Source organism: Paracoccus bogoriensis (genome assembly GCF_019431455.1).
Classification (GTDB): domain Bacteria; phylum Pseudomonadota; class Alphaproteobacteria; order Rhodobacterales; family Rhodobacteraceae; genus Paracoccus; species Paracoccus bogoriensis.
In genome coordinates this window covers 52,561-76,676 of the sequence record NZ_JAHYSR010000013.1, presented here as the reverse complement: position 1 = coordinate 76,676, position 24,116 = coordinate 52,561, and the positions used below count along the sequence as shown (strand labels likewise).

The following is a 24,116-nucleotide window of genomic DNA, read 5'->3' as shown; positions in this document are numbered from 1 at the left end:
GGCGTCTTATTCGGCGACGCGATACAGATCCTTGGCATACCAGGTGTTCAGCAGGTTCTCGCGCGGCAGGCCGCGGATCGCGGGGTTGATCATGTCAACCTTGGCGTAGTGATAGACCCAGACGGCGGGAACTTCCTCGGCCAGGATTTCCTCGGCGCGGCGGTAAAGCGGCGTCGTGTCCTCGGCGGTGCGGGCCTCGGCCAGGATCTCGTCGAATTCGGCGTTCGACCACTTGCCGCTGTTGTAGCCGTCGGTGCGGAACCAGTCGAGGAAGGTCGAGGCTTCGTTGTAATCGGCGCACCAGGCATAGCGCGCGATCTCGAAATCCTGATTTTGCAGTCGGTCGGTATGGACCGCCCATTCCACGTTGTTCAACGTGATCTCGATGCCCAGGGGGCGCCAGAATTGCTGCGCCGCGATGGCCAACAGGCGGTGATTCTCGTCGGTGTTGTATTGCAGCGTCAGGCGGACCGGGTTCTGCGGACCGTAGCCGGCTTCCTCCAGCAACTCGCGCGCGCGCTCCAGACGGGCCTCATAGGGCATATCGTCCATGCCGCCCTCGGGCGCGGCGAAGCCGTTGATCGCCCAATGCGTCCAGGTATAGGCCGGGCGCTGGCCGCCTTGCAGGATCTGATCGACCATCACCTCTCGGTTCAGCGACAGGGCCATGGCCTCGCGCACACGCTGATCCTTCAGCACTTCGGGGCCCTTGTCGGACAGGTTGAATACATAGGCATAAGAGCAGCCATAGGGGACCGAAACCGCCTGATCGGGGAATTGCTCGGACAGGCGCGGGAACTGCCCGGCCGGGATCTGCACCCGGTCAAGCTCGCCCGCCTGATAGCGGGTCAGGGCGACATTGTTGTCGTTCACGGTGACGCCGCGCACGGTCTCCATCACGACGTTGTCGGCATCCCAGTATTCGGGGTTCTTCTGAAAGACGATCTCGACGCCCAGATTGTGGCTGGCCAGCGTGAAGGCGCCGTTGCCGACCAGAGTGCCCGGACGGGTCCAGTTGTCGCCATGTTCCTCGACCACGGCACGCGGCACGGGAAAGGTCGTGGCATGGGACAGCGTGTTCAGGAAATAGGGGGTGGGCGCAGTCAGCGTCACCTCCAGCGTTCGGTCGTCCAGCGCGCGCACGCCCAGTTCCGCCGGATCCATTTCGCCCGCGATGATCTGGGTCGCATTGGCGACGTTCATCAGCTCCATATACCAGGCGTATTCGGATGCAGTGGCGGGCGTCACGACACGCTGCCAGGCAAAGACGAAATCATCCGCCGTGACGGGGCTGCCATCCGACCATTTCGCCTCGCGCAGTTTGAACGTGTAGGTCAGGCCGTCGTCACTGACCTCGTATTCCTCGGCCACGCCGGGGACCATGTTGCCCTGCGCATCCTCGTTCATCAGTCCCTCGAACAGCGAGCGCAGCGCGTCCGAGCCTTCGACATCGGTGTTCTTGGCCGGGTCCAGCGACTTGATCGCGTCCAGCAGCCAATAGGTATAGGTCTGGTTCTCGGCCAGGGTCTCGCCCTCGGCGGGCTGAACGGCAAAGGCGGGCATGGCCAGGGTGGCGGCCAGCGCCGTGGTCAGGATGAAGCGCGTCATCTCCAACTCCTCCAGGTTGTGGGTCGGTGTCTTCTGCACCGGAATGGGATGCACATTATGCACCCCGGCGTTCCGGGCAAGACGGATTTCCGCTTCACTGACAGGACAGGCTGTGAAACAGATACGACCCATGGAAGCGAACGGATATATCACGCTGGTCACGGGGGGCGCGCGGTCGGGCAAGTCCGATCTGGCCGAGCGCCTGCTGGCGCGGCACCGTCTGCCGCTGATCTATATTGCCACCGCCGAGCCGCGCGACGCCGAGATGTCGGAAAGAATCGCGCGACATCAAAGGCGTCGCGGCCAAGGCTGGACCACGATCGAGGAACCGCTGGACCTGTGCCGGGCGCTTTGCGACAGCGACGGGAAAGGGGCGCGGTTGGTCGATTGCCTGACGCTGTGGCTGTCCAATCATCGGGGGCAGGCGGATTTCGGCGCATTGGCCATGACGTTACGTCAGCAGTCCTGTCCTGTCGTTCTGGTCACGAACGAACTGGGGCAGGGCATCGTGCCGATGGATCCGCTGACCCGGCGATTCCGTGACGATCACGGGCTGATGAACCAGGCCGTCGCTTCGGTCGCGCATGAGGTCTGGCTGGCGGCAGCCGGGCAAGGGCTGAGACTGAAACCGGGAAAGGATGATCCAGATGCGCCAGTTTGACGACAACGCGGCCAAGGCTGCCCGCGCAAGGCAGTCCCAGCTGACCAAGCCCGCAGGCTCGCTTGGCCGGCTCGAGGATCTGGCGGTCTTCATGGCGGGCTGGCAAGGGCGTGACAGGCCGCGCATCGACCGCGCGCAGGCTCTGGTCTTTGCGGGCAATCACGGGATCGCGGCGCGCGGCATATCCCCGTTTCCGATGGCGGTGACGCAGGCAATGGTCGAGAATTTCCGCGCCGGCGGAGCAGCGATCAATCAGCTTTGCCGCGCGGCGGGGGCCGATCTGTCGGTCCATGCGCTGGACCTGGACCGGCCGACCGCGGATTTCACCCAGGGCCCCGCGATGGACCCGTCCGAGGTCGCCCAGGCCATGCAGGCAGGCGCCGATGCCGTCGATCCGGACGCCGACATTCTGATCCTGGGCGAGATGGGGATCGGCAATTCCGCCGTCTCGGCGGCCTTGGCGGCTGCGGTCTTCGGCGGCCGGGCCGAGGATTGGGTCGGCCCCGGCACGGGCGCCGCAGGCGATATGCTGGCCCGCAAGACGCTGACCGTGGCCGAGGGGTTGGCGCGCCACGCCCCGACAAACGCCCGCGAGACTCTTGCAGCCTTCGGCGGGCGCGAACAGGCGGCGATCTGCGGCGCGATCCTGCGGGCCAGAGAGGCGGCTATTCCCGTCATCCTCGACGGCTTCATCTGCTCGGCGGCGGCATCGGTCCTGACGCGCGACGACAAGGGGGCGCTGGATCACTGCCTGATCGGCCATGAAAGCGCCGAGCCGGGCCACCGCCGACTTGTTGCCGCCCTGGGGATGCAGCCCGTCCTGTCGCTGGACATGCGCTTGGGCGAGGGTTCGGGCGCAGCGGTCGCGCTGATGGTGCTGCGCGCGGCGCTGGAATGCCACAACGGCATGGCCACCTTTGCCGAGGCAGGCATTGCGGGCTAGGGCGCAGCAACTGGTTCTGGCGCTGGTCTTTCTCAGCCGCCTGCCCCTGGGGCGCTTCCTGCCGCCGCAGGTTCTGCCGCTTGGCGCGGTGGTCTGGGCCTTTCCGCTGGCGGGCGCGATCCTCGGCGCCCTTGCGGCGCTTCCCCTGTGGTGGCTTGGGCCTGGGCTTCTGCCCGCCGCGCTGTCGCTGGCGCTGTTGGTCTGGCTGACCGGCGCACTGCACGAGGACGCCCTGGCCGATTTTGCCGATGCCGGGGGCGGACGCAGCACGGAGGAGCGGTTTCGGATCATGCGCGATTCGACCATCGGCGCCTATGGGGCCTCAGCTCTGCTGGCCTGCTATGGCCTGCGCCTGGCGGCGCTGTCGATGCTGGGGCCGCTGGCGTTGGTCGCCTCGGCCGCTGCGGGCAGGGCAGGGGCGGTCGGGCTGATGCGCGCCTTGCCGCCTGCGCGCCGGGACGGCCTGGGCCATGATGCGGGCCGCCCGCGGGCATCGGCCCTGCTGGTCGCGATCGCCCTGGCGGCGGTGCTGGCGCTGGCGGTCCTGCCCCTGCTTCCGGCGCTGGCGGCGCTGGTCGCGGCGGGCGTCGCGGCGATGGCGGTGGCGCGGCGGGCGCAGCGGCTGCTGGGCGGGCAGACGGGCGATGTGCTGGGCGCGGGGATCATCCTTGCGGAAACGGCGGCACTGGTCGCGCTGGCGCTGGCGGGCTGAGCGACCCCAAGCGATTGCGAGAAACTTGACCACTGGCCGCATCCGGCTTAGGCGGAAAGGATGCGCATAAGCCGGAACAACCGGTCGGCCATACCGGCCCGCGCCAGAGGGAGGACAAGAATGCACGGGCTGCTGGCCGTATCGCGCGCGATTGATCGCGTGACAACCGTGATCGGAAAAGCGGTTGCCTGGCTGATCCTTGCCGCCGTCCTTGTCAGCGCGGTCAATGCCGTGGTGCGCAAGGTGTTCAGCATGTCATCCAATGCCTGGCTGGAACTGCAATGGTATCTGTTCGGCACGGCCTTCATGCTGGCCGCGGCATGGACGCTGCTTGAGAACGAACATATCCGCATCGACATCATCTATGGCCGATGGTCGCGCCGCGTGCAGCACTGGATCGACCTGCTGGGGACGCTGCTGTTCCTGCTGCCCTTCACGGGGATCATGATCTGGCTGGTCCATCCTTCGCTGATGCGGTCCTGGAATGCGGGCGAGGTGTCGATGAATGCGGGCGGGCTGATCATCTGGCCCGCGAAGGCTGCGCTGCTGGCGGGCTTCATCCTGCTGTTTTGCCAAGGCCTTTCCGAGCTGCTCAAGAAGATCGCCGTGATGCGCGGCCTGATCCCCGACCCTGTCTCGGTCCAGGACAGTGCCCATCGCGAGGCGGAACTGATGACCGCAGGGATGCAGGACGACCGCATCGACCAGACCCCGGAGAGCCGCAAGTGATCGACTTCATCGCCCACAATCTGGCGCCCATCATGTTCTTCTCGATGGTCGCCTTCCTGCTGTTTGGCTATCCGATCGCCTTCGCGCTGGCCGCGAATGGTCTGCTGTTCTTCTTCTTCGGCGTCTTCCTGACGCCTCTGTCCGACCAGGTGAACCTGGGCTGGAACCTGCTTCAGGCCCTGTCCGACCGGGTCTTTGGCGTGATGCGAAACGACACGCTGCTGGCGATTCCGTTCTTCACCTTCATGGGCATCGTGCTGGAACGCTCGCGCATGGCCGAGGATCTGCTGGACACGATCGGCCAGCTTTTCGGCACGATCCGGGGCGGCCTGGCCTATGCCGTCGTGCTGGTCGGCGCGCTTCTGGCGGCGACGACGGGCGTGGTCGCGGCCTCGGTCATCTCGATGGGTCTCATCTCGCTGCCCATCATGCTGCGCTACGGCTATGACCGGCGGTTGGCCTCGGGGGTCATCACGGCCTCGGGGACGCTGGCGCAGATCATCCCGCCCTCGCTGGTGCTGATCGTGCTGGCCGACCAGCTGGGCCGGTCGGTGGGCGACATGTACAAGGCCGCCATGGTCCCGGCCCTGGTCCTGACGGGGATCTACCTGCTTTACGTTCTGATCATGTCCTTTCTGCGGCCCTCGGCCATGCCGGCCCTGCCGCCCGAGGCGCGCCCGCTCGGCTCGGGCGGGTGGTCGCTGATCGCGGCGCTGATCTTCGCCATCGGGTTCTACTGGTTGGCGGCCGGCTGGCTGAATTCGGCGCTCGGGCAGGATGGCAGGATCTGGGCGGCGGCGCTGACGGTGGTCGCGCTGCTTCTGCTGGCGCTGTTCGACCGGGTCAGCGGGCTGAACCTTCTGTCGCCGATGACGCGGCAGGTCATCATCGTGATGATCCCGCCTTTGGCGCTGGTTTTCCTGGTGCTGGGCACGATCTTTCTGGGCATCGCGACGCCGACCGAAGGCGGCGCGATGGGCGCGGTCGGCGCGCTGGTCCTGGCGGGCCTCAAAAGGCGGTTGTCGCTGGGTGTGATCAATCAGGCGCTGCTGGCCACGGTCAAGCTGTCATCCTTTGTCATGTTCATCCTGATCGGGGCCACGGTCTTTTCGCTGACCTATTACTCGATCAACGGGCATATCTGGGTGCGCGACCTGATGACGGCGCTGCCCGGGGGCGAGATCGGCTTTCTGGTCGTGGTCTGCGCGATCATCTTCTTTCTGGCCTTCTTCCTCGACTTCTTCGAGCTGGCCTTCGTGATCGTGCCGCTGCTGATCCCGGCTGCGAATGCGCTTGGCATTGATCTGGTCTGGTTCGGCGTGATCCTGGCGGTGACGATGCAGACGTCCTTCCTGACGCCGCCGGTGGGCTTTGCCCTCTTTTACCTGCGATCGGTCGCGCCGCGGCGCGATTACCGCGACAAGGTGACAGGGCGGATCATCGCGGCGGTCAGCACGCTGGACATCTATCGTGGTGCCGCGCCTTTTGTCGGGCTTCAGATCCTGATGATCGCCGCGGTGATCGCCTTCCCGCAAATGGTGATGCATTACCGCGGACCTGCCGTGGACACGACCAATATCCGCATCGAGATCCCGATGGGTGGCGGCCTTGGGGGTGGCCTTGGGGGTGGCCTTGGGGGTGGCCTTGGTGGCGGCCTTGGGGGTGGCCTCGGCGGGGGCCTTGGTGGCGGATTTGGTGGTGACACGCCGAACCCCGCGCCTGCACCCGGCACTGCACCCGGCACTGAACCCGCGCCAGAGGCCGAGGCACCGGCGGGTCCGGCTCAGTCCGGCGGCGGCTTGGGCCTTGGCTTCGGCGCTCCGCCCCCGGGGCTTTCGGGGAACTGAGACCGGCTAACAAGAAACCGCCGCGGGGATCAGCCGCGGCGGTTTCGCTTGCAGGAACGGTTGCGATCAGCCCGGAACGGCCAGACCACCCGCGCGCTGTTGCAGCATCATGAACGTGTCGAAGGTGTATTCCGTCGTCTGCTGATACAGATACCAGTCGTCGCGGAAGGCCAGTTGCGCCTCGTATTGGGTCTTGAAATCCTCGTTCTGGGCCGAGATCTCGGCGTAGATCTCGTTTGCGGCCTGGAAGGCAGCGGTCAGGATCTCTTCGCTGAAGGATCGCAGCTGCGCACCCTGGGCGACCAGCGATTTCAGCGCGATCGGATTCAGCTTGTCGTATTTGGCCAGCATGTTCTGGTCCACGGCCTGCGCGCAGGTGCGGAACAGCGACTTGTAATTTTCGGGCAGCGCCTCCCATTGGGCCTTGTTGATGAAGAAGCTGACCGTCGGACCACCTTCCCAGAAGCCGGGATAATAGTAATAGGGCGCGACCTTGTGGAAGCCCAGCTTCTCGTCGTCATAGGGGCCGACCCATTCGGCGGCGTCGATCGTGCCGCGTTCAAGCGACGGATAGATATCGCCGCCCGCGATCTGTTGCGGCACCACGCCCAGCTTTTCGACCACGCGGCCGGCAAGCCCCGCGATGCGCAGCTTCAGGCCCTGCATGTCAGCCAGGCTGTTGATTTCGCGGCGATACCATCCCCCCATCTGCGCCCCGGTATTGCCGCCGGGGAAGCTGACCAGGTCGTATTTCTGCAGGAAGTTGTTGTAAGCCTCGATCCCGCCGCCCTGATAATTGTAGGCCGTCTTCGAGCGCGCCGAGAAGGTAAAGGGCAGATCGGCTCCGCAGGCAAAGGCCGGATCCTTGCCCCAGTTGTAATAGCCGACCGAATGGCAGCACTCGACCGTGCCGTCGGTGGTGGCGTTGATCGCGTCCAGGCCCGGAACGATCTCGCCGGCGGCGAAGACCTGAATGTTGAAACGGCCATCCGTCGCCTCGGACAGGCGCTGCGCCATTTCCTCGGCGCCGCCATAGATCGTGTCCAGCGATTTCGGGAAGGACGAGGCCAGGCGCCAGTTCACCTGCGGCGCCTCCTGCGCGATGGCAGGCGCGGCCAGAAGGCCGCTCGCGGCGGCCGCAGCACCGCCCACCGAAGCGCGCGTCAGGAAGGACCGTCGGTCCAGGGCTTTCTTTTCTGTCATGTTCTCTCCTCCTCTGGGGCATTTTTCCTTGCCCCTCACGCCGTGCAGTTTAGCGGCGATGCGCGCCCTGTCGAGTGTCAAGCTGACCCCGTGCCCGCGTTTTTTCGGTGCCTTGCCCGTCGGCGGGATCGCGTTCGCCAAAGGGCGCGATTGTCGCCGCGCCGCACGGGCGCTAGATCCTTTCGGGGATGCAGCAGCCCCGAAAGGCCGAGTCGCGATGGATGCAAGGATCAAGGATTGGCAGCCCGAGCTTTCGGACCGGTCCGGACCGAAATTCCGTGCTCTGGCCAACGCTTTGCGCGAAGCGGCACGGTCGGGCACGTTGCCGCCCGGAACGCGCCTGCCCCCGATGCGCGACATGGCCTGGAAGCTGGGCGTGACCACCGGCACCGTCGCACGGGCCTACCAGGTTGCCGCCGCCGAGGGCGTGATCGAAAGCCATGTCGGCCGGGGCAGCTTCATCGCCGCGCCGCGTCCCCGGCAGGACATGCTTCAGCCTCTGGTCTATGAAAGCATCGACAGCCCGGTGCGCGCTGATGGTCCGGTCGATCTGCGCATCCCGCATCTGCCCGATTGCGGGCAGGCCGCAATCATCGGGCGCCATATGGCCGAGACCGGCGCCGATCTGGATGCCGATATTCTCGATTATACGCCGCTCAGCCGTGATCAGCGTTGCCGGCAGGCGGTGCTGAACTGGATGTCGGACCGCGACCTGGGACCGGTTGCGGTGGGCGATCTGGTCCTGACTCATGGCGGGCAGCACGCGATCACGCTGGTCATGGCACTGACGCTGGCCGATCAGGCGCAGGGCGTCATGGCCGAGGCGCTGACCTATCCCGGTATGCGCCATGCCGCCCGTCTGACTCGCGCCGAGGTCTTTCCCGTCGCAACCGACGCCCAGGGGATGCTGCCCGAAGCGCTGGATCAGGCCGCCCGGAAAACCGGCGCGCGGCTGGTTGCGCTGACGCCCTCGGCGCAGAATCCGACGCTGGCGGGAATGGGGCCCGAGCGGCGCCAGCAGATCATCGAGGTTGCGCGCCGCCATGACCTTCAGGTGCTGGAGGACGAATGTTATGCGCCGACGCCACGCCCCGATGCGCCCCCCAGCCTGCGCGCGCTGGCGCCCGAACGGGTCTGGCATGTCAGCAGCCTGTCCAAGATCATCGCGGCCGGCCTGCGTTTTGGCATGATGATCTGCCCCGAGGGGATGGGGGCGGCGGGCCGCGTCGCCGCGCAGCACAGCCACATGGGCCTGTCCCAGCCGATCACCGGGCTGGTCACGCGGCTGATGGAATCGGGCGATGCCGAAGCGATCGCGGCGCGCGTCCAGAGCGAGGTCGCCGACCGTCTGGCGCTGGCACGCGATTGTCTGGCGCCTCTGACCACAGCCAGCCAGCCCGGCGTGCCGATGCTGTGGCTGCCCTTGCCCAAGCCCTGGCGGGCCGAGGATTTCGTCGCTCGCGCAGCCTTGGCCGGGGTGATCCTGCGCCCGGCCAGCGATTTTCACGCCATCCCCCGCCCGCAAGCCGCCCCGGTCGAGGCGGTCCGCATTGCCCTGAACTGCCGCCTGCCGCGCGAGCGTCTGGCCGAGGGCTTGCGGCTGGTGGCGGAACTGGCGCAATCCGATCCGGGGCAGGGACCGGCCTGACGACAGACGGCGCGACCCGAAGGCCGCGCCGCGATGTCGTCGGGTGATCCGGCGATCAGCGCAGGATCGAACGGCCCGCATACTCCGCCGTGGCGCCCAGCATTTCCTCGATCCGGATCAATTGGTTGTATTTCGCCAGCCGGTCCGAGCGCGCCAGCGAGCCGGTCTTGATCTGGCCACAATTCGTCGCCACCGCCAGATCGGCAATGGTCGCGTCCTCGGTCTCGCCCGAACGGTGCGACATGACGCTGGTAAAGCCTGCGCGGTCGGCCATGCGGACGGCGTCCAGCGTTTCCGACAGCGTGCCGATCTGGTTGACCTTGACCAGCAGGCTGTTGCCGCATCGCTTCTCGATCCCCTGCGCCAGACGGGCGGGGTTCGTCACGAACAGGTCGTCGCCCACAAGCTGCACGCGGCCGCCCAGCTTGTCGGTCAGCATCTTCCAGCCGTCCCAGTCATCCTCGGCGCAGCCATCCTCGATGGACAGGATCGGATAGGCGTCGCACAGCGCGGCAAGGTAGTCCACGTTCTCGCCGGGCGTCAGGGATTTTCCCTCGCCCTTCATCTCATACTTGCCGGCCTTGAAATATTCGGTCGAGGCGCAGTCCAGCGCCAGCATGATGTCGTCGCCGGGCTTGTAGCCGGCCTTCTCGATGGCCTTCAGGATGAAGTCCAGCGCGTCGCGGGTGCTGGACAGGTTCGGCGCAAAGCCGCCCTCGTCCCCGATCCCGGTCGAAAGACCCGCGGCCGAAAGCTCTTTCTTCAGCGTGTGGAAGATCTCGGAGCCCATGCGGACGGCTTCGCGGATGTTTTCGGCCGCGACCGGCATGATCATGAATTCCTGGATGTCGATGGGGTTGTCGGCATGTTCGCCGCCATTGATGATGTTCATCATCGGCACCGGCAGGATGCGCGCGGCCGTGCCGCCGACATAGCGGTAGAGCGGCTGGTTCGTGGCATCTGCCGCGGCCTTGGCCACCGCCAGCGAGACGCCCAGGATCGCGTTCGCACCCAGGCGGCTCTTGTTCGGGGTGCCGTCCAGTTCGATCATCATGGCGTCGATGGCGCGCTGTTCGGTCGCATCCTCGCCGATCAGGGCCTCGGCCAGTTCGCCATTGACGGACGCCACGGCTTCCAGAACGCCCTTGCCCATGTAGCGGGACTTGTCGCCATCGCGCTTTTCCACCGCCTCGTGCGCGCCGGTCGAAGCCCCCGAAGGAACCGCCGCGCGGCCCATCGTGCCGTCCTCCAGCGTCACATCGACCTCGACGGTCGGGTTGCCGCGGCTGTCGAGGATCTCGCGGGCGAAGATGTCGATGATGGCAGTCATGAAAGCGCCTCCGTTGATGGGTTGGCGCCTTCTTAGCGACGTGGCGTCGCGGTCGCAATCATCACGGCAATCTGATCCGCGCCCAGATCGGCAGATGGTCCGAGGCGTCTCGCGCACCGGCCCCGCTGAAAACGCCCGCATCCAGCAGATCCAGGTTACGCGACATGGCCATCCGATCCAGCCGCAACTGGGGCAGAGGCGCGGGATAGGACGGTCCCGGCGCGATCAGCCGGAAGCCCGCCAGCGATTCCAGCCCCCTGTCATCGCGCCATTCGTTGAAATCGCCCATCAGCACGACATGATCTTCGGCAATACGCGAAGCCTGTGCGGTGATGCGCGCAAGCTGCGCCCGCCGCGAGGACCGCACAAGGCCCAGATGGACCCCGATCACGGTCAGGCCGGGCAGGCGCAACGCAACGGCGCCGCGCGGCTCCAGCCCCGGCAGGGGCAAGCGGCGCAGGGTTGCGATTTCGGCCAGATGGGGGCGCATCAGGATGGTCTGGCCGTGCCAGCCCAGACTGGCTTCGCTGGTGCCGTTCAGGCGGGCGGGCACAAGGCCGGTCTCGGCCTGGATCAACTTGCGCGGCAGCGCCTCGGGGCGGGCCCCATAGCGGAAATCGACCTCTTGCAAGGCGATGATATCGGGGTCAAGCGCACGGATCACGGCAAGGTTGCGTTCGGGCGCATGAGGGCCGGTAAGGCCGCGGCACTTGTGCAGATTGTAGCTGGCCAGTTTCAGCATCGTGTCGGTTTCGGTCGGGCTTTGTCGGCGGTCAGTGTCATTGCCCCGGCGGCGGTGACAAGTCAAAAGCCGCTCAGGTGCCGCAGAAGGTGTGATGCACGATCTCGGCGGGCAGCGGCGCAGCGGACAGGTCGTCCCATTCGGGCCGCGTCTCGAACGGCTGCACCAGCGCCTGCGACAGCCGCCGGAAGGGCGCCAGATCATCCGTCAGCGCGGCTGCGATGGCCTGCTCGATCCGGTGATTGCGCGGGATGCGGACCGGGTTCGTCCGTGCGATCAGCCCGAGATCGGGCCTGAGCGCCTGCCAGTCGGCAGCCCAGGCATCGAAGGCGGCGCGGTCGGTGAACTCGTCCCGCGCGGTCCCGTCCACCAGCCCGCGGAAGGTTCGGGTGAAGTCGGCGCGCTGCCGGGCCATCAGGGTCAGAAACCGCTCGACAAGCTGCCGGTTCGGCGCGCCCTCGATCCCCAGCTTGTCGCCGAAGCGCCTGAGCCATGCCGCCTGATAAAGCGGCGCGAAGCGGTGAACGGATTCCGTCGCGGCCTCGACAGCGGGCCCTTCCTCGCCCATCAGCGGGATCAGGCAGGTCGCGAATTGCGCCAGGTTCCAGACCGCAATCTGCGGCTGGTTCGCCCAGGCATAGCGCCCCTGCCGGTCGATCGAGGAAAAGACCGTCTGCGGATGGTAGGCATCCATGAAGGCGCAGGGGCCGTAATCAATGGTCTCGCCCGAAACCGCCATGTTGTCGGTGTTCATCACCCCGTGGATGAAGCCAAGCGCCATCCAGGCGGCGATGGTCTCGGCCTGGGCCGCAACAACAGCGTCCAGCAGCGCCAGCGGGCTGTCCGCCTGAGGGTAATGGCGGGCGATGACGTGATCGGTCAGCGCCTGCAACGCCGCGCGGTCGTCGCGCACGGCGAAATATTGAAACGTCCCCACGCGGATATGGCTGGCGGCCACCCGGGTCAGGACGGCGCCGGGCAGGGCGGTCTCGCGCCAGACGGTCTCGCCGGTGGCCACCGCCGCCAGCGCGCGCGTCGTCGGGACGCCCATCGCGGCCATGAATTCGCTGACCAGATATTCGCGCAGCACCGGCCCCAGCCAAGCCCGACCGTCGCCGCGCCGCGAAAAGGGTGTCTGGCCCGAGCCTTTCAACTGGATGTCGAAGCGCGTCCCGTCCGGCGCCATGATCTCGCCCAGCAACACCGCGCGCCCATCGCCCAGCTGCGGCACGAAGCCGCCGAACTGATGGCCCGCATAGGCCTGCGCCAGCGGCTCGGCCCCTTGCGGGACCGTGTTGCCGGCCAATACCGACACGCCTTCGGGGGATTCCAGCCATCCGGCATCCAGCCCCAGGCGTGCGGCCAGGTCGCGGTTCAGCGCCAGAAGGCGGGGCCGACTGACCGGCGTGGGCATCACCGCCGCGTAGAAGCTGCGCGGCAGGCGGGCATAGCTGTTGTCGAACTGGAACATCGGCGTCTCCTTGCGGCATTACATAGGGGCGGGGCGCGCCATTGCCAGCCCGTCACCCTTGCGCGCCGCCCGCCAAGCGCGTATCGCCTGACCGCAAAGGAGCCATGCGATGAAGTTTCTCGATCTCGCCAAAGTCTATATCCGCTCGGGTGGCGGCGGCGCGGGATGCGTGTCCTTCCGGCGCGAGAAGTTCATCGAATATGGCGGCCCCGATGGCGGCGATGGCGGGCGCGGCGGCGATGTCTGGGCCGAGGCGGTCGAGGGCCTGAACACCCTGATCGACTTCCGCTATCAGCAGCATTTCTTCGCCAAGTCCGGACAGCACGGCATGGGCAGCCAGATGACCGGCAAGTCGGGCGAGGATGTCGTGCTGCGCCTGCCCGTCGGCACCGAGATCCTCGACGAGGACGGCGAAACCGTGATCGCTGACCTGACCGAGGTCGGACAGCGCGTGCTGCTGGCCAAGGGCGGCAATGGGGGCTGGGGGAACCTGCATTTCAAGACCTCGACCAACCGCAGCCCCCGCAACGCCAATCCTGGACAGCCGGGGATCGAACGCACGATCTGGCTGCGGCTGAAGCTGATCGCCGATAGCGGGCTTGTGGGCCTGCCCAATGCCGGCAAATCGACTTTTCTGGCGGCGGTCTCGAACGCGCGTCCCAAGATCGCCGATTACCCCTTTACCACGCTGCATCCCAATCTGGGCGTCGTGGGGGTGGATGGGCATGAATTCGTGATGGCCGACATCCCCGGCCTGATCGAGGGCGCCAGCGAAGGCCGGGGCCTTGGCGACCAGTTCCTGGGTCATGTCGAACGCAGCCGCGTGCTGCTGCATCTGGTGGACGGCACGTCCGAGACCGTGGCCGAGGATGCCCGCACCATCCTGACCGAGCTTCAGGCCTATTCGCCGGTGCTGATGGAAAAGCCCCGCGTCACCGCGCTGAACAAGATCGACGCGCTGGACGATCACGAGATCGCTGCGCGACGCGCCGCGCTGGAATCCGAGCTTGGCCACCCGGTGCTGCTGATGTCGGGCGTGTCGCGGCAAGGCCTGTCCGAGGTGCTGCGCGCGCTGTGGCGCGAGATCGCGCCTTCGCGCGTTCCGGCCGCCGAGGACAGCCCCAAGGGGACCTGGCAGCCGTGAGCGCATCCGGCAGGGGCACACCCGCGCTGGACGCCGCGCGGCGGCTGGTGGTCAAGATCGGCTCGGCGCTGCTGGTCGGTCCTGACGGCTTGCGCGGCGACTGGTTGCGCGGGCTCTGCGACGACGTGGCGGCCTGGCGCGCACGTGGCGCCGATGTGGTGCTGGTCTCGTCCGGTTCCATCGCGCTTGGGCGACGGGTGCTTGGCCTGCCGCCCGGCGCGCTGCCTCTGGAACAGGCGCAGGCCGCCGCCGCGGTGGGTCAGATCCGCCTGGCCCGCGCCTACGAGGAGGCGCTGGCCCCGCACGGCGTCACCACTGCGCAGGTTCTTCTGACGCTTGAGGACAGTGCCGACCGTCGCCGCTATCTGAACAGCCGCGCAACGATGCAGACGCTGCTGAGCCTTGGCGTCGTGCCCATCGTGAACGAGAACGACACCGTCGCCACCGACGAGATCCGCTTTGGCGACAATGACCGGCTGGCCGCACAGATTGCCGTGACCTGCGGCGCCGATCAGCTGTTGCTTCTGTCCGACGTGGATGGGCTTTACACGGCGAATCCCAAGACCGACCCCACGGCCCGGCACCTGCCCGTGATCGAGACCATCACCCCGGAAATCGAGGCGATGGGCGGTGATCCCGTCTCGGGCCTGTCCAGGGGCGGCATGAAGACCAAGCTGATGGCCGCGCGGACGGCAGTGGCGGGCGGCTGTGCAATGGCGATTGCCGAAGGCTCGGTCATGCGGCCGCTCAGCGCGGTGGCAAAGGGCGCCCGCGCCAGTTGGTTCCTGCCCGAGACCGACCCCCAGCAAGCGCGCAAGCGCTGGATCGCGGCGATGAAACCGCGCGGCACCCTGACCATCGACGCGGGCGCCGCCATGGCGCTTGCCAACGGCAAATCGCTTCTGCCTGCCGGCGTCACCGATGTTGCGGGCGAATTCGGCCGCGGCGAGCCGGTGATGATCGCCGGCCCTGCGGGCGAAACGCTTGGCTGCGGTCTGTCGCGTTACACAGCAGACGAGGCACGCCGGATCAAGGGTCAGCGCAGCTCAAGCATCGAGGCGATCCTTGGCTATCCCGGCCGCGCAGCCCTGATCCACCGCGACGACATGGCGCTCTGAGCCGCCGCACCCGTCTGACGACATCGTCCGAGGACACGGCTCCTGGCGCTTGCGCCAGGCAAGCCGTTCCCCCCCCCCTTTGTCTTACGACTGCCCGGCGGCGATCATGCGCGCGACCATCTCTCGGCTGTTGCGGCTCAGGCCCTTTTTCGCGGCGATCTGCTCCAGCGCCGCCAATGCATGGGCCCGGCGCCCCGCATCATAGCGCGGCCAGGTCTCGAAGGCGGTGGACATGCGCGCCGCGATCTGCGGATTGACCGAATCCATCCGTATCAGCCATTCGGCATGGAAGCGATAGCCCGACCCATCGGCGGCGTGAAAGCCTGCGTGATTCGCCGCCAGCCCGCCCAGAAGCGCGCGAAAGCGGTTCGGGTTGCGCCAGTCGAAGGCAGGCAGCGTGGCCAGATCGCGGGCAATGCGCGCCGCATCGGCGGGAGGCGCGGCCATGACCTGCACGCTGAACCATTTGTCCATGACCAATCTGTCGGCTGCGAATCTTGCCTGCATGGCGCGCAAGGCAGGGCCGGCCTGCCCAAGCCGCACCAGGATCGACAGCGCGCTCATCCGCTCGGTCATGTTGTCCGCCGCATCGAACAGGGCCTGCGCCCGCGCGCCGCGGTCGATCCGCGACAGCAGCCCCATGACCGCAAGCCGCAGCGAACGCCGCGCCGCGTCGGCGGCATCGGGGCGATAGGGGCCAACGACCGCCATCTGGTCAAATAGTCCGGCCAGCAGCGCCGCATGGGACTGTGCCAGATTCCGGGCCAGTTCCTCGCGCGCGGCATGGATCGCGTCGGGGTCGGGTGTCATTCCGTCCATGGCCAGTCTTGCCGCGATCTCTTCCTCGGCCGGCAGATGCAGGCAAAGCGCGCGCAAGGCGGGATCAACGCTGTCGTCTGCCAGGATGCGGCCCATCGCCCCGATCAGCGCGGCGTCCTCGACGGCGGCCCCGGACGCTGCGCGCAGAAGGGCAGCCATGGCCAGTTCGTGGCCGGCCTCCCACCGGGCGAATGGGTCACTGTCATGGGCCAGCAGAAAGGCGCGCGTCGCGTCATCCATCTGCCGCCGCAGCACCACGGGCGCCGAAAAGCCGCGCAGGGCCGAGACGACCGGCCGCGCGGGCAAGTCCACGAAGGTGAAGCTCTGCCGGGGTTCGGTCACTTCCAGCACGCGGGTCGGCATCAGCTCGGTGCCGTCCGGGCCGATCAGGCCAACCGCCACGGGAATGACGCGGGCGGGCTTGTCGGGCTGGCCCGGCGTGGGCGGCGTCTCTTGCGCGAAATCCAGCGTCAGGGTGCCATCCTGCCAATGCTCTTCCATCGTCAGGATCGGCGTTCCGGCATCGGTATACCAGCGCTTGAACTGGGTCAGGTCGCGCCCGGTTGCATCCTGGAACACGGCCAGCCAATCCTCGATCGTCGCGGCTTGGCCGTCATGGCGGTCGAAATAGAGATCCAGCGCGCGGGCATAGCCTTCGTCTCCCACCAGAAGGCGCAACATGCCGATCACCTCGGCGCCTTTTTCATAGACGGTGGCGGTGTAGAAATTGTTGATTTCTTCGTAGCGGTCGGGCCGCGGGGGATGGGCCAGCGGGCCCTGATCCTCGCGGAACTGGCGGGCGCGCAGGGCCTGGACATCCTCGATCCGTTTCACTGCGGCCGAACGCAGGTCGCTGGTGAATTGCTGGTCGCGATAGACGGTCAGCCCCTCCTTGAGGCAGAGCTGGAACCAGTCACGGCAGGTGATGCGGTTGCCGGTCCAGTTGTGGAAATATTCATGCGCGATCACGGCCTCGATGCGTTCGTAATCGGCGTCGGTCGCGGTTTCCGGCGAGGCCAGGACCAGTTTCGAGTTGAAGATGTTCAACCCCTTGTTTTCCATGGCACCCATGTTGAAATCATCGACCGCGACGATGTTGAACACATCCAGGTCATATTCGCGGCCATAGACCCTTTCATCCCATTCCATCGCCCTGACCAGCGATTCCAGCGCAAATCCCGCGCGATCCTGATCGCCCGGACGCACCCAGACATTCAGCACGACCTCGCGCCCCGACCGGGTGGTGAAGCGCCCCGGGACCGCGACCAGATCGCCCGCGACCAGCGCGAACAGATAGCTGGGCTTGGGCCAGGGATCGTGCCATTCGGCCAGGCCCGGCTCTTGCCGGATCGGGTTGCCGTTCGACAGAAGCACCGGCAGATCGCCGCGCAGGGTGACGCGGAACGTCGTCATCACGTCGGGGCGGTCGGGATAAAAGGTGATGTGGCGGAAGCCCTCGGCCTCGCATTGGGTGCAGAAGATGCCGCCCGACAGATAGAGCCCCTCGCACGACGTGTTCGCCTCCGGGTCGATGACGACCTCGGTCTGGAGTGTGAAGCGGCCCGAGGGCAGGGCGGCGGCCGCGATGGTCAGGGTCTCGTTGTCGCGGCGCAGATGGGCCGGGTCGATGGCTGTGCCGTTCAGGGCGACCGAACGCAGGTCCAGCCCCTTGCCGCCGTCCAGAACCAGATCAGACCCCTCGCATCCCGGCACGGCAGCCATGTCGATGGCCGCACGCACCCGCGTCGCATCGGGCAACAGCGTCACGTCCAGTCGCGTCTCGGTCAGGTTGAACGGATAGGGTCGGTAATCGGCCAGAAGCGTCACGGTGCGGTCTTGCGCGGTTGCATTCATCGGAAAGTCCCTTTCCTTGGGGCCTGGGAGAGTTTTCGCGCCGGCCCGGGGAACCGGCATGGCCCGGACCCTGTTATCCACAGCAGCGATATGCCGCAAGGCGGGCGACGAAGTGATTGACACCGCTGGCCTTGTCAACCACAGGGCGTTCACCTGCAATGGTGCAACGAGATTCAGACAGAGGAGGCTTCGACATGAGCCATGACCCGAACGATCCGAACCGCCCGCAGCCCGGCATCGAGCCGCGCGAAACCTATGTCGAGCCGGTCGAGCGTCGGTCCTCGGCGCTGCCGCTGATCATCGGCGTGCTTCTTGCGCTGGCCCTGGCCTATTTTGTCCTGCAGCGTTTCATGACCGATGACACTGTGGTGGTGAACGGCGACACGACCACGGTCGTGACCACCGAGGAAGCGCCGGGGGAGCCCGCTGCCGAAGAACCCGTTGTGGTGGAAGAGCCTGCGCCCGCCGAACCCGCTCCGGTCGCGCCGGCTCCGGTGGAAGAGCCCGCTCCGGCCGATGAGTCCGCTCCGGCTGAGCCTGCCGCCCCGGCTCCGGCAGACACCACCCCCGCGGAGACCGCACCTGCCGAGACCGCTCCGGCCCCTGTCGCGCCTGCTCCGACCGCTCCGGCGGCGGATGACGAGGCCGAAACGACCACCCCGGCCCCGGCAAACTGACCGCGGTCTTGCCGGTCGATTGATCGCGATGAACGGCCCGGGCCATGCCCGGGTCGTTTGCTGTTTCGGGCAACTTTGCGCGCGCCCTGCCGCCCACGCGCGTAATCTTCTGACATGAGACCAAGGCAGGGCTTTTGCCCCACGTCACAATCTCGCAGGGTTGTGAACTGAAATTGCGCGATGCTATGCATGGGCCGACGCAATCAGCCGAGCGGGGGACAAAAAGGCCATGAAGATTGGCGCTTTGAGAGAGGGCTTCGAGGGAGAGGCGCGGGTGGCGATCACCCCGGCTTCGGCGGGGCATCTCCGGAAACTGGGGCATGAGGTTCTGATCGAGTCCGGGGCAGGCGCGCGTGCAGGCTTTTCGGACGAGGATTACCGCCGGGCGAATGTCACCGTTCTGCCTTCTGCGGCCGAACTGATCGCGCAGGCCGACGTCATCGCCAAGGTCCGCCAGCCGACCGAACAGGAACTGCGCCAGATGCGCGCCGGGCAGACGGTGATTTCGTTCTTCTATCCTGCTCAGAACGCCGGATTGCTGGCGTTGGCCAAGGAACAGGGCGTCACCGCCATTGCCATGGACATGGTCCCGCGCATCAGCCGCGCACAAAAGATGGACGCGCTGTCCTCGATGGCCAATATCGCGGGCTACCGCGCCGTGATCGAGGCCGCCAACAATTTCGGTCGCTTCTTCACCGGTCAGGTGACGGCAGCGGGCAAGGTGCCGCCCGCGCGTGTGCTGGTCGTGGGGGCAGGCGTGGCCGGGCTGGCCGCGATCGGTGCTTCGGTCAGCCTGGGCGCACAGGTCCATGCCTTCGACGTGCGTCCCGAAGTGGCCGAACAGATCGAATCGATGGGCGCCGAATTCGTCTATCTGGACTTCGACGAACCCGCGCAGGACGGCGCCGCCACAGGCGGCTATGCTGCGCCTACCAGCCCCGAATTCCGCGAAAAGCAACTGGCCAGGTTCCGCGAACTGGCCCCGCAGATGGATATCGTCATCACCACCGCGCTGATCCCGGGCCGCGAAGCTCCGGTTCTGTGGACGGCCGACATGGTGGCCGCGATGAAGCCGGGCAGCGTGATCGTGGATCTCGCCGCCGAAAAGGGCGGTAATTGCGAACTGACCGTCGCCGACGAGAGGATCGTCACCGAAAACCGCGTCGTCATCATCGGCTACACGGATTTCCCAAGCCGCATGGCCACGCAAGCCAGCGAACTTTATGCCAACAATATCCGCCATTTCCTGTCCGATCTGACACCGGGCAAGGACGGGGTGATCCATCACAACATGGATGACGACGTGATCCGCGGCGCGACGGTGACGCATGATCACGATATCACCTGGCCGCCTCCACCGCCGAAGGTCGCCGCGATCGCAGCCCGCAAGCCCCGCGAAAAGAAGAAGGAGCCGACCCCCGAGGAGCGGCGCGCCGCCGAGGTTGCCGCCTTCAGGGCCGAGACCCGATCGCAGGTCGCGATGCTGGTCGGGGGCGGACTGCTGCTGCTGGCCGTGGGCCTGGTCGCACCGGTCAGCTTCATGTCGCATTTCATCGTCTTCGTGCTGGCCTGTTTCGTGGGCTTCCGGGTGATCTGGAACGTCGCGCATTCGCTGCACACGCCGCTTATGGCGATCACCAACGCGATCAGTTCGATCATCATCCTGGGCGCGCTGATCCAGGTCGGGTCGGGCTCGGCCTGGGTGACGATCCTTGCGGCCTTGGCCGTGTTGATGGCGGGTGTCAACATTTTCGGCGGTTTCCTGGTCACGCGCCGGATGCTGGCCATGTTCCAGAAATCGTGAGGGGCAGGAATGGCTTACGGATTCACCACGGCGGCCTATGTGGTTGCATCGGTCCTGTTCATCCTGTCGCTTGGCGGCCTGTCTGGGCAGGAAAGCGCGAAACGCGCCATCTGGTATGGCATTGCAGGCATGGCGCTGGCCGTGCTGGCGACCCTGTTCGGTCCGGGTGCGGGGAACTGGTTCCTCTCGGCCGTGATGATCGCCATTGGCGGCACGGCAGGCTGGCTGATCGCCAAGCGCGTCCAGATGACCGAGATGCCGCAGCTGGTCGCCGCGATGCATTCGCTGGTGGGCCTTGCCGCCGTCTTCGTCGGTTTCAACGCCCAGATCGAACTGGCGCGCGTCCTGCGCGCCCGCGCCGAGGGGCTGGTCACTGACTTTACCGGCTTTGCCGCTGTGCTGACCACCAAGACGCCGGCCGAGATCACCACCCTCAAGATCGAGGTCTTTCTGGGCGTCTTCATTGGCGCCGTGACCTTCACCGGCTCGGTCGTGGCTTTCGGCAAGTTGTCGGGCCGCGTGGACGGAAGGCCGAAGAAACTGCCGGGCGGGCACATGCTGAACGCCGGCGCGCTGGCGGCCTCGGTTCTGCTGGGGATGCTTTATCTTGCGGGCGTCGGCCCCGGCATCCTGTGGCTGATCCTGATTGCGGGCTTTGCCTTCTTCATCGGCTATCACCTTATCATGGGCATCGGCGGCGCCGACATGCCGGTGGTCGTGTCGATGCTGAACAGCTATTCCGGTTGGGCCGCGGCCGCGATCGGCTTCACGCTTGGCAATGACCTGCTGATCGTCACCGGCGCGCTGGTGGGCAGCTCGGGCGCGATCCTCAGCTACATCATGTGCAAGGCGATGAACCGCCATTTCGTCAGCGTGATCCTGGGCGGATTCGGCGGTGAAACGGGCCCCGCGGCGGCCATCGAGGGCGAGCAGATCGCCATCGACGAGGCCGGCGTGGCGGCGGCGCTGAACGACGCCGACAGCGTGGTCATCGTTCCGGGCTACGGCATGGCCGTGGCGCAGGCCCAAGGCGCGGTCAGCGAGCTGACGCGCAAGCTGCGCGCGGCCGGCAAGCAGGTGCGCTTTGCCATCCACCCCGTCGCGGGCCGTCTGCCCGGCCACATGAACGTGCTGCTGGCCGAGGCGAAGGTTCCCTATGACATCGTTCTGGAGATGGACGAGATCAACGACGATTTCCCCTCGACCGACGTGGTGATCGTCATCGGCTCGAACGACATTGTGAACCCGGCGGCGCAGGACGATCCGAACAGCCCCATTGCCGGGATGCCTGTGCTGGAGGTCTGGAAAGCCAAACAGGTCTTCGTGTCGAAGCGCGGTCAGGGCACCGGCTATTCGGGGATCGAGAATCCCTTGTTCTACAAGGAAAACACCCGAATGTTCTATGGCGATGCCAAGGACAGCATCAGCAGGCTTCTGCCTCTGATCGAGTGATCGGCGTATTCGCAAAGACAGGGCAGGGGCCGTTTGCGGCCCTGTCCCAGACGGGGTCAAGGAGAGGCGCATGGACCCGGCCGCCGAACATCCGATGCGCTATGCATTGGTCAACGAGCTTCACGCGCGGCCCTCGCCGCGTCTGACGGCACCGGCCACGGCGGTCTTTCTGGCCTTCAAGGAACCGGGGGACGCTGCCAACCGCGACCGTGCGCGGGACCATGCCCATCTGGCCGAGATCGTCTTGCGTCATGGCGGGCCACGGCCCGACCCCTCGGACAGCCATTATCAGGGCAGGCTGGGGCGGCACGAACTGAAATGGGAAAGCCATACCGAATTCGTGACCTACATGGCCATGACGCCGGGCCTGCCGATCCGCCCCTTTGATCCCTCGGCAGCGGCGATTTTCCCCGACGCCTGGCAGAGCGCGGCTCCTGGGCTGCGGATCGCGGCGGTGATGGTGCAGGTCGATCTTTTGCCCGAAGATCCGACCGAAATCCCTGGACGGATATCGGATTGGTTTTCGGCAGACAGCCTCGCCGCAGTCTGGGTGCTGGAGGAAACCGCCGTGATCGCCAGCGATTTCCGCATCGACCCTGCTGGCTGGATGCGCTTTGCCGTCTTCGTGCGACCCGGCGTCTCGGAAAGCCGGATCGGGCGGCTGGTTCATCGCCTGGTCGAGCTGGAGACCTACCGCGCGGCCTCGATGCTGGGTCTGACGCGGGCGCGTTCGCTGACGGCGCGGCTGAACGCGCTGGAAAGCCGCCTGTCGGCGCTGGTCGCCAGCATGGCCGACGATACCCGCCCGGCCGAGGAGGTCTTGCACGATCTTCTGCCCATCGCCACCGAACTGGAGGCGCAAGCCGCGCAGCACAGCTTCCGCTTTGGTGCTACCCGTGCCTATCAGGCTATCGTCAGCGACCGGATCGAAGTCCTGCGCGAGACGCGCTTCATGCAGATGCAGATGCTGACCGAGTTCATGCGCCGCCGCTATCTGCCTGCCATGCGGACCACGCAATCGGCCGAGGCCAGGCTGGCCGAGATGCAGGCGCGCGCCAGCCGCAGCGGCGAATTGCTGCGCACCCGGGTCGAGGTCGAGCGCCGGGCCCAGAACCAGAAGATCATGGAGCGCATGGACCGCCGCGCCGATCTGCAATTGCGGCTGCAGCACACGGTCGAGGGCCTGTCGGTCGTGGCGATCAGCTATTACGCCATCGGCCTTCTGTCCTATGCTCTGGCGCCGTTGGCCTCGGCGCTTGGGTTGGACAAGGCAATCACCATCGCGGTTCTGACGCCGCTGGTGCTGGTCGTCGCCTGGGCCGGGATTAGACGCGTGCGACAAAAGCTGCATCGAAGCGAGCACGGCGAAATGTGACTTGTGAGCGGGGCGCGCTGCGGCAATAGTGCCCGCGACCCCACGGAGAAACCTCATGCGCCGCATTCTGCCTCTGTGCCTGCTGCTGACCCTTGCCGCCTGCGGGGTGCCGTTCGTTCCTTTCATCTGATCGAGGAATCCATGTCAAAGTCACTGACGATGTTCGGCCTTTCGCATTGTTCGACCTGCCTGAAGGCGATTGCCGGCCTTGAGGAGAACGGCTGGAAGGTCGATTTTCGCGACGTTCAGAAAGACCCGCTGTCCAAGGAGGAACGCGAGGCGCTGGTCGCGGATTTCGGCGACAAGATCATCAACCGGGCCAGCCTGACCTGGCGCGGCATGTCCGAGGAAGAGCGCGGCGCCGATTTGGTCGAGATGCTGGAGGCCAAACCCTCCGTGATGAAACGCCCAGCGATCCGTGCCGGTGACGATCGACTGCTTGGCTGGACGGCCAATGTCAAACGCGCGCTTGGGGTTCCGGCCTGACGCGCAGAGTTTGGGCCGTCGCGTCCCGCCTGGACGGGTGCTGCGACGGTTCAGACCTTGCGACTCGCCAGAGACTCGATCAGCGGGCGCACGCCTGTCAGATCATAGCCGGCATCCGCAGCAGTCTTGAGAATCTCACCGACCGGTCGCTTTCCCGCCTGATTCAGGGCCCAGAGCACGGTCGAACGGTTGCCTGTGCGGCAATAGGCGATGGTCGGCCCGGGATCGGCCAGCGCGGCACCAAAACCCGAAATCAACTGCGGCGTGATCTCTCCGGGCGTGAACGGCAGATAGTGGTAGCGCATCCCGGCATCGGCCGCAGCTTTGGCCATTGTCTCGTGGTCCATGTCCGGGCCGACCTCGGGATCGGGACGATTATTGATCAGAACCTTGAAACCCGCCGCCGCCAGGGCGCTGACCTCCTCGGGCTGGATCTGGTCCGAAACGGCAAGGTCCGGGCTGAGTTGACGCAGATCCATGGCTGACCTCTCTT

20 protein-coding genes are annotated in these 24,116 nt (G+C 66.4%); 13 read left to right on the top strand and 7 right to left on the bottom strand.

Annotated features, from left to right (window positions below; genetic code table 11):
- Positions 1 to 6 precede the first annotated feature (6 nt).
- On the bottom strand, positions 7 to 1,608 hold the full coding sequence (locus KY389_RS08415) for a peptide ABC transporter substrate-binding protein (protein WP_219830451.1): 1,602 nt from the start codon (positions 1,606 to 1,608) through the stop codon (positions 7 to 9).
- A 130-nt stretch (positions 1,609 to 1,738) separates the two neighbouring features.
- On the opposite strand from KY389_RS08415, the gene cobU reads away from it, so the two are divergent.
- The 5 genes from cobU (at position 1,739) to KY389_RS08390 (ending at position 6,500) form a co-directional block, all read left to right on the top strand.
- Positions 1,739 to 2,269, top strand: a complete 531-nt coding sequence (gene cobU, locus KY389_RS08410; RefSeq protein WP_219830450.1) for a bifunctional adenosylcobinamide kinase/adenosylcobinamide-phosphate guanylyltransferase — start codon at positions 1,739 to 1,741, stop codon at positions 2,267 to 2,269.
- The gene (gene cobT / locus KY389_RS08405; protein WP_219830449.1) at positions 2,256 to 3,212 is read left to right on the top strand and encodes a nicotinate-nucleotide--dimethylbenzimidazole phosphoribosyltransferase; all 957 of its coding nucleotides are present in this window, start codon (positions 2,256 to 2,258) and stop codon (positions 3,210 to 3,212) included. Before cobU ends, cobT begins: the two co-directional genes overlap by 14 nt.
- A complete protein-coding gene (gene cobS, locus KY389_RS08400; protein WP_219830448.1) occupies positions 3,202 to 3,924 on the top strand; it encodes an adenosylcobinamide-GDP ribazoletransferase in 723 nt (240 codons plus the stop codon). Before cobT ends, cobS begins: the two co-directional genes overlap by 11 nt.
- Positions 3,925 to 4,044: 120 nt before the next feature.
- The gene (locus KY389_RS08395; protein WP_219830447.1) at positions 4,045 to 4,653 is read left to right on the top strand and encodes a TRAP transporter small permease subunit; all 609 of its coding nucleotides are present in this window, start codon (positions 4,045 to 4,047) and stop codon (positions 4,651 to 4,653) included.
- On the top strand, positions 4,650 to 6,500 hold the full coding sequence (locus tag KY389_RS08390; RefSeq protein ID WP_219830446.1) for a TRAP transporter large permease: 1,851 nt from the start codon (positions 4,650 to 4,652) through the stop codon (positions 6,498 to 6,500). Before KY389_RS08395 ends, KY389_RS08390 begins: the two co-directional genes overlap by 4 nt.
- A gap of 66 nt (positions 6,501 to 6,566) precedes the next feature.
- Here KY389_RS08390 and KY389_RS08385 read toward each other — a convergent pair whose 3' ends face one another.
- Entirely contained in the window at positions 6,567 to 7,685 is a 1,119-nt protein-coding gene (locus tag KY389_RS08385) for a TRAP transporter substrate-binding protein (RefSeq protein WP_219830463.1), read from the bottom strand.
- A 235-nt stretch (positions 7,686 to 7,920) separates the two neighbouring features.
- Between KY389_RS08385 and KY389_RS08380 the strand changes: the two genes are divergently transcribed.
- The gene (locus KY389_RS08380; RefSeq protein WP_219830445.1) at positions 7,921 to 9,351 is read left to right on the top strand and encodes an aminotransferase-like domain-containing protein; all 1,431 of its coding nucleotides are present in this window, start codon (positions 7,921 to 7,923) and stop codon (positions 9,349 to 9,351) included.
- A 55-nt stretch (positions 9,352 to 9,406) separates the two neighbouring features.
- Here KY389_RS08380 and eno read toward each other — a convergent pair whose 3' ends face one another.
- From eno to KY389_RS08365, 3 genes are all read right to left on the bottom strand, one after another.
- Positions 9,407 to 10,681 carry a phosphopyruvate hydratase gene (gene eno / locus KY389_RS08375; RefSeq protein ID WP_219830444.1) on the bottom strand — a complete coding sequence of 425 codons (1,275 nt, stop codon included), beginning with the start codon at positions 10,679 to 10,681 and terminating at the stop codon, positions 9,407 to 9,409.
- A gap of 61 nt (positions 10,682 to 10,742) precedes the next feature.
- Positions 10,743 to 11,423 (bottom strand): endonuclease/exonuclease/phosphatase family protein, encoded by a 681-nt coding sequence (locus KY389_RS08370; RefSeq protein WP_219830443.1) that lies wholly within the window; start codon positions 11,421 to 11,423, stop codon positions 10,743 to 10,745.
- A 73-nt stretch (positions 11,424 to 11,496) separates the two neighbouring features.
- Positions 11,497 to 12,894: a protein adenylyltransferase SelO gene (locus KY389_RS08365; RefSeq protein ID WP_219830442.1), complete on the bottom strand. Its 1,398-nt coding sequence runs from the start codon at positions 12,892 to 12,894 to the stop codon at positions 11,497 to 11,499.
- Between the two features lie 109 nt (positions 12,895 to 13,003).
- On the opposite strand from KY389_RS08365, the gene obgE reads away from it, so the two are divergent.
- The gene (gene obgE, locus KY389_RS08360) at positions 13,004 to 14,038 is read left to right on the top strand and encodes a GTPase ObgE (protein WP_219830441.1); all 1,035 of its coding nucleotides are present in this window, start codon (positions 13,004 to 13,006) and stop codon (positions 14,036 to 14,038) included.
- A complete protein-coding gene (proB, locus tag KY389_RS08355) occupies positions 14,035 to 15,156 on the top strand; it encodes a glutamate 5-kinase (protein WP_219830440.1) in 1,122 nt (373 codons plus the stop codon). The genes obgE and proB overlap by 4 nt, the downstream gene beginning before the upstream one ends.
- Before the next feature lie 84 nt (positions 15,157 to 15,240).
- Here proB and pepN read toward each other — a convergent pair whose 3' ends face one another.
- Positions 15,241 to 17,829 (bottom strand): aminopeptidase N, encoded by a 2,589-nt coding sequence (pepN, locus tag KY389_RS08350; RefSeq protein WP_219830439.1) that lies wholly within the window; start codon positions 17,827 to 17,829, stop codon positions 15,241 to 15,243.
- Between the two features lie 194 nt (positions 17,830 to 18,023).
- Between pepN and KY389_RS08345 the strand changes: the two genes are divergently transcribed.
- The 5 genes from KY389_RS08345 to KY389_RS08325 all read left to right on the top strand — a co-directional run bounded on the left by KY389_RS08345 (position 18,024) and on the right by KY389_RS08325 (position 23,623).
- Positions 18,024 to 18,506, top strand: coding sequence for a hypothetical protein (locus tag KY389_RS08345; RefSeq protein ID WP_219830465.1), 483 nt, complete (start codon positions 18,024 to 18,026; stop codon positions 18,504 to 18,506).
- A gap of 229 nt (positions 18,507 to 18,735) precedes the next feature.
- Positions 18,736 to 20,310: a Re/Si-specific NAD(P)(+) transhydrogenase subunit alpha gene (locus KY389_RS08340; protein ID WP_219830438.1), complete on the top strand. Its 1,575-nt coding sequence runs from the start codon at positions 18,736 to 18,738 to the stop codon at positions 20,308 to 20,310.
- A 9-nt stretch (positions 20,311 to 20,319) separates the two neighbouring features.
- Entirely contained in the window at positions 20,320 to 21,762 is a 1,443-nt protein-coding gene (locus KY389_RS08335; RefSeq protein ID WP_219830437.1) for an NAD(P)(+) transhydrogenase (Re/Si-specific) subunit beta, read from the top strand.
- Between the two features lie 70 nt (positions 21,763 to 21,832).
- The gene (locus KY389_RS08330; protein WP_219830436.1) at positions 21,833 to 23,137 is read left to right on the top strand and encodes a DUF3422 family protein; all 1,305 of its coding nucleotides are present in this window, start codon (positions 21,833 to 21,835) and stop codon (positions 23,135 to 23,137) included.
- A gap of 141 nt (positions 23,138 to 23,278) precedes the next feature.
- Entirely contained in the window at positions 23,279 to 23,623 is a 345-nt protein-coding gene (locus tag KY389_RS08325; RefSeq protein WP_246588030.1) for an arsenate reductase family protein, read from the top strand.
- Between the two features lie 50 nt (positions 23,624 to 23,673).
- Here the strand turns inward: KY389_RS08325 and KY389_RS08320 are convergent, their stop codons facing one another.
- Positions 23,674 to 24,102 carry a protein tyrosine phosphatase family protein gene (locus KY389_RS08320; RefSeq protein ID WP_219830435.1) on the bottom strand — a complete coding sequence of 143 codons (429 nt, stop codon included), beginning with the start codon at positions 24,100 to 24,102 and terminating at the stop codon, positions 23,674 to 23,676.
- Between the last annotated feature and the right edge of the window lie 14 nt (positions 24,103 to 24,116).

Bases quoted from the DNA above. Each gene is read 5' to 3' on its own strand.
- KY389_RS08395 (WP_219830447.1), top strand. From the start codon at position 4,045: ATGCACGGGCTGCTGGCCGTATCGCGCGCGATTGATCGCGTGACAACC.
- KY389_RS08320 (WP_219830435.1), bottom strand. From the start codon at position 24,102: ATGGATCTGCGTCAACTCAGCCCGGACCTTGCCGTTTCGGACCAGATC.
- KY389_RS08345 (WP_219830465.1), top strand. From the start codon at position 18,024: ATGAGCCATGACCCGAACGATCCGAACCGCCCGCAGCCCGGCATCGAG.
- KY389_RS08335 (WP_219830437.1), top strand. From the start codon at position 20,320: ATGGCTTACGGATTCACCACGGCGGCCTATGTGGTTGCATCGGTCCTG.
- eno (WP_219830444.1), bottom strand. From the start codon at position 10,681: ATGACTGCCATCATCGACATCTTCGCCCGCGAGATCCTCGACAGCCGC.
- cobT (WP_219830449.1), top strand. From the start codon at position 2,256: ATGCGCCAGTTTGACGACAACGCGGCCAAGGCTGCCCGCGCAAGGCAG.
- KY389_RS08415 (WP_219830451.1), bottom strand. From the start codon at position 1,608: ATGACGCGCTTCATCCTGACCACGGCGCTGGCCGCCACCCTGGCCATG.
- KY389_RS08325 (WP_246588030.1), top strand. From the start codon at position 23,279: ATGTCAAAGTCACTGACGATGTTCGGCCTTTCGCATTGTTCGACCTGC.
- KY389_RS08370 (WP_219830443.1), bottom strand. From the start codon at position 11,423: ATGCTGAAACTGGCCAGCTACAATCTGCACAAGTGCCGCGGCCTTACC.
- KY389_RS08365 (WP_219830442.1), bottom strand. From the start codon at position 12,894: ATGTTCCAGTTCGACAACAGCTATGCCCGCCTGCCGCGCAGCTTCTAC.
- KY389_RS08330 (WP_219830436.1), top strand. From the start codon at position 21,833: ATGGACCCGGCCGCCGAACATCCGATGCGCTATGCATTGGTCAACGAG.
- cobU (WP_219830450.1), top strand. From the start codon at position 1,739: ATGGAAGCGAACGGATATATCACGCTGGTCACGGGGGGCGCGCGGTCG.
- obgE (WP_219830441.1), top strand. From the start codon at position 13,004: ATGAAGTTTCTCGATCTCGCCAAAGTCTATATCCGCTCGGGTGGCGGC.
- pepN (WP_219830439.1), bottom strand. From the start codon at position 17,829: ATGAATGCAACCGCGCAAGACCGCACCGTGACGCTTCTGGCCGATTAC.
- KY389_RS08340 (WP_219830438.1), top strand. From the start codon at position 18,736: ATGAAGATTGGCGCTTTGAGAGAGGGCTTCGAGGGAGAGGCGCGGGTG.
- KY389_RS08380 (WP_219830445.1), top strand. From the start codon at position 7,921: ATGGATGCAAGGATCAAGGATTGGCAGCCCGAGCTTTCGGACCGGTCC.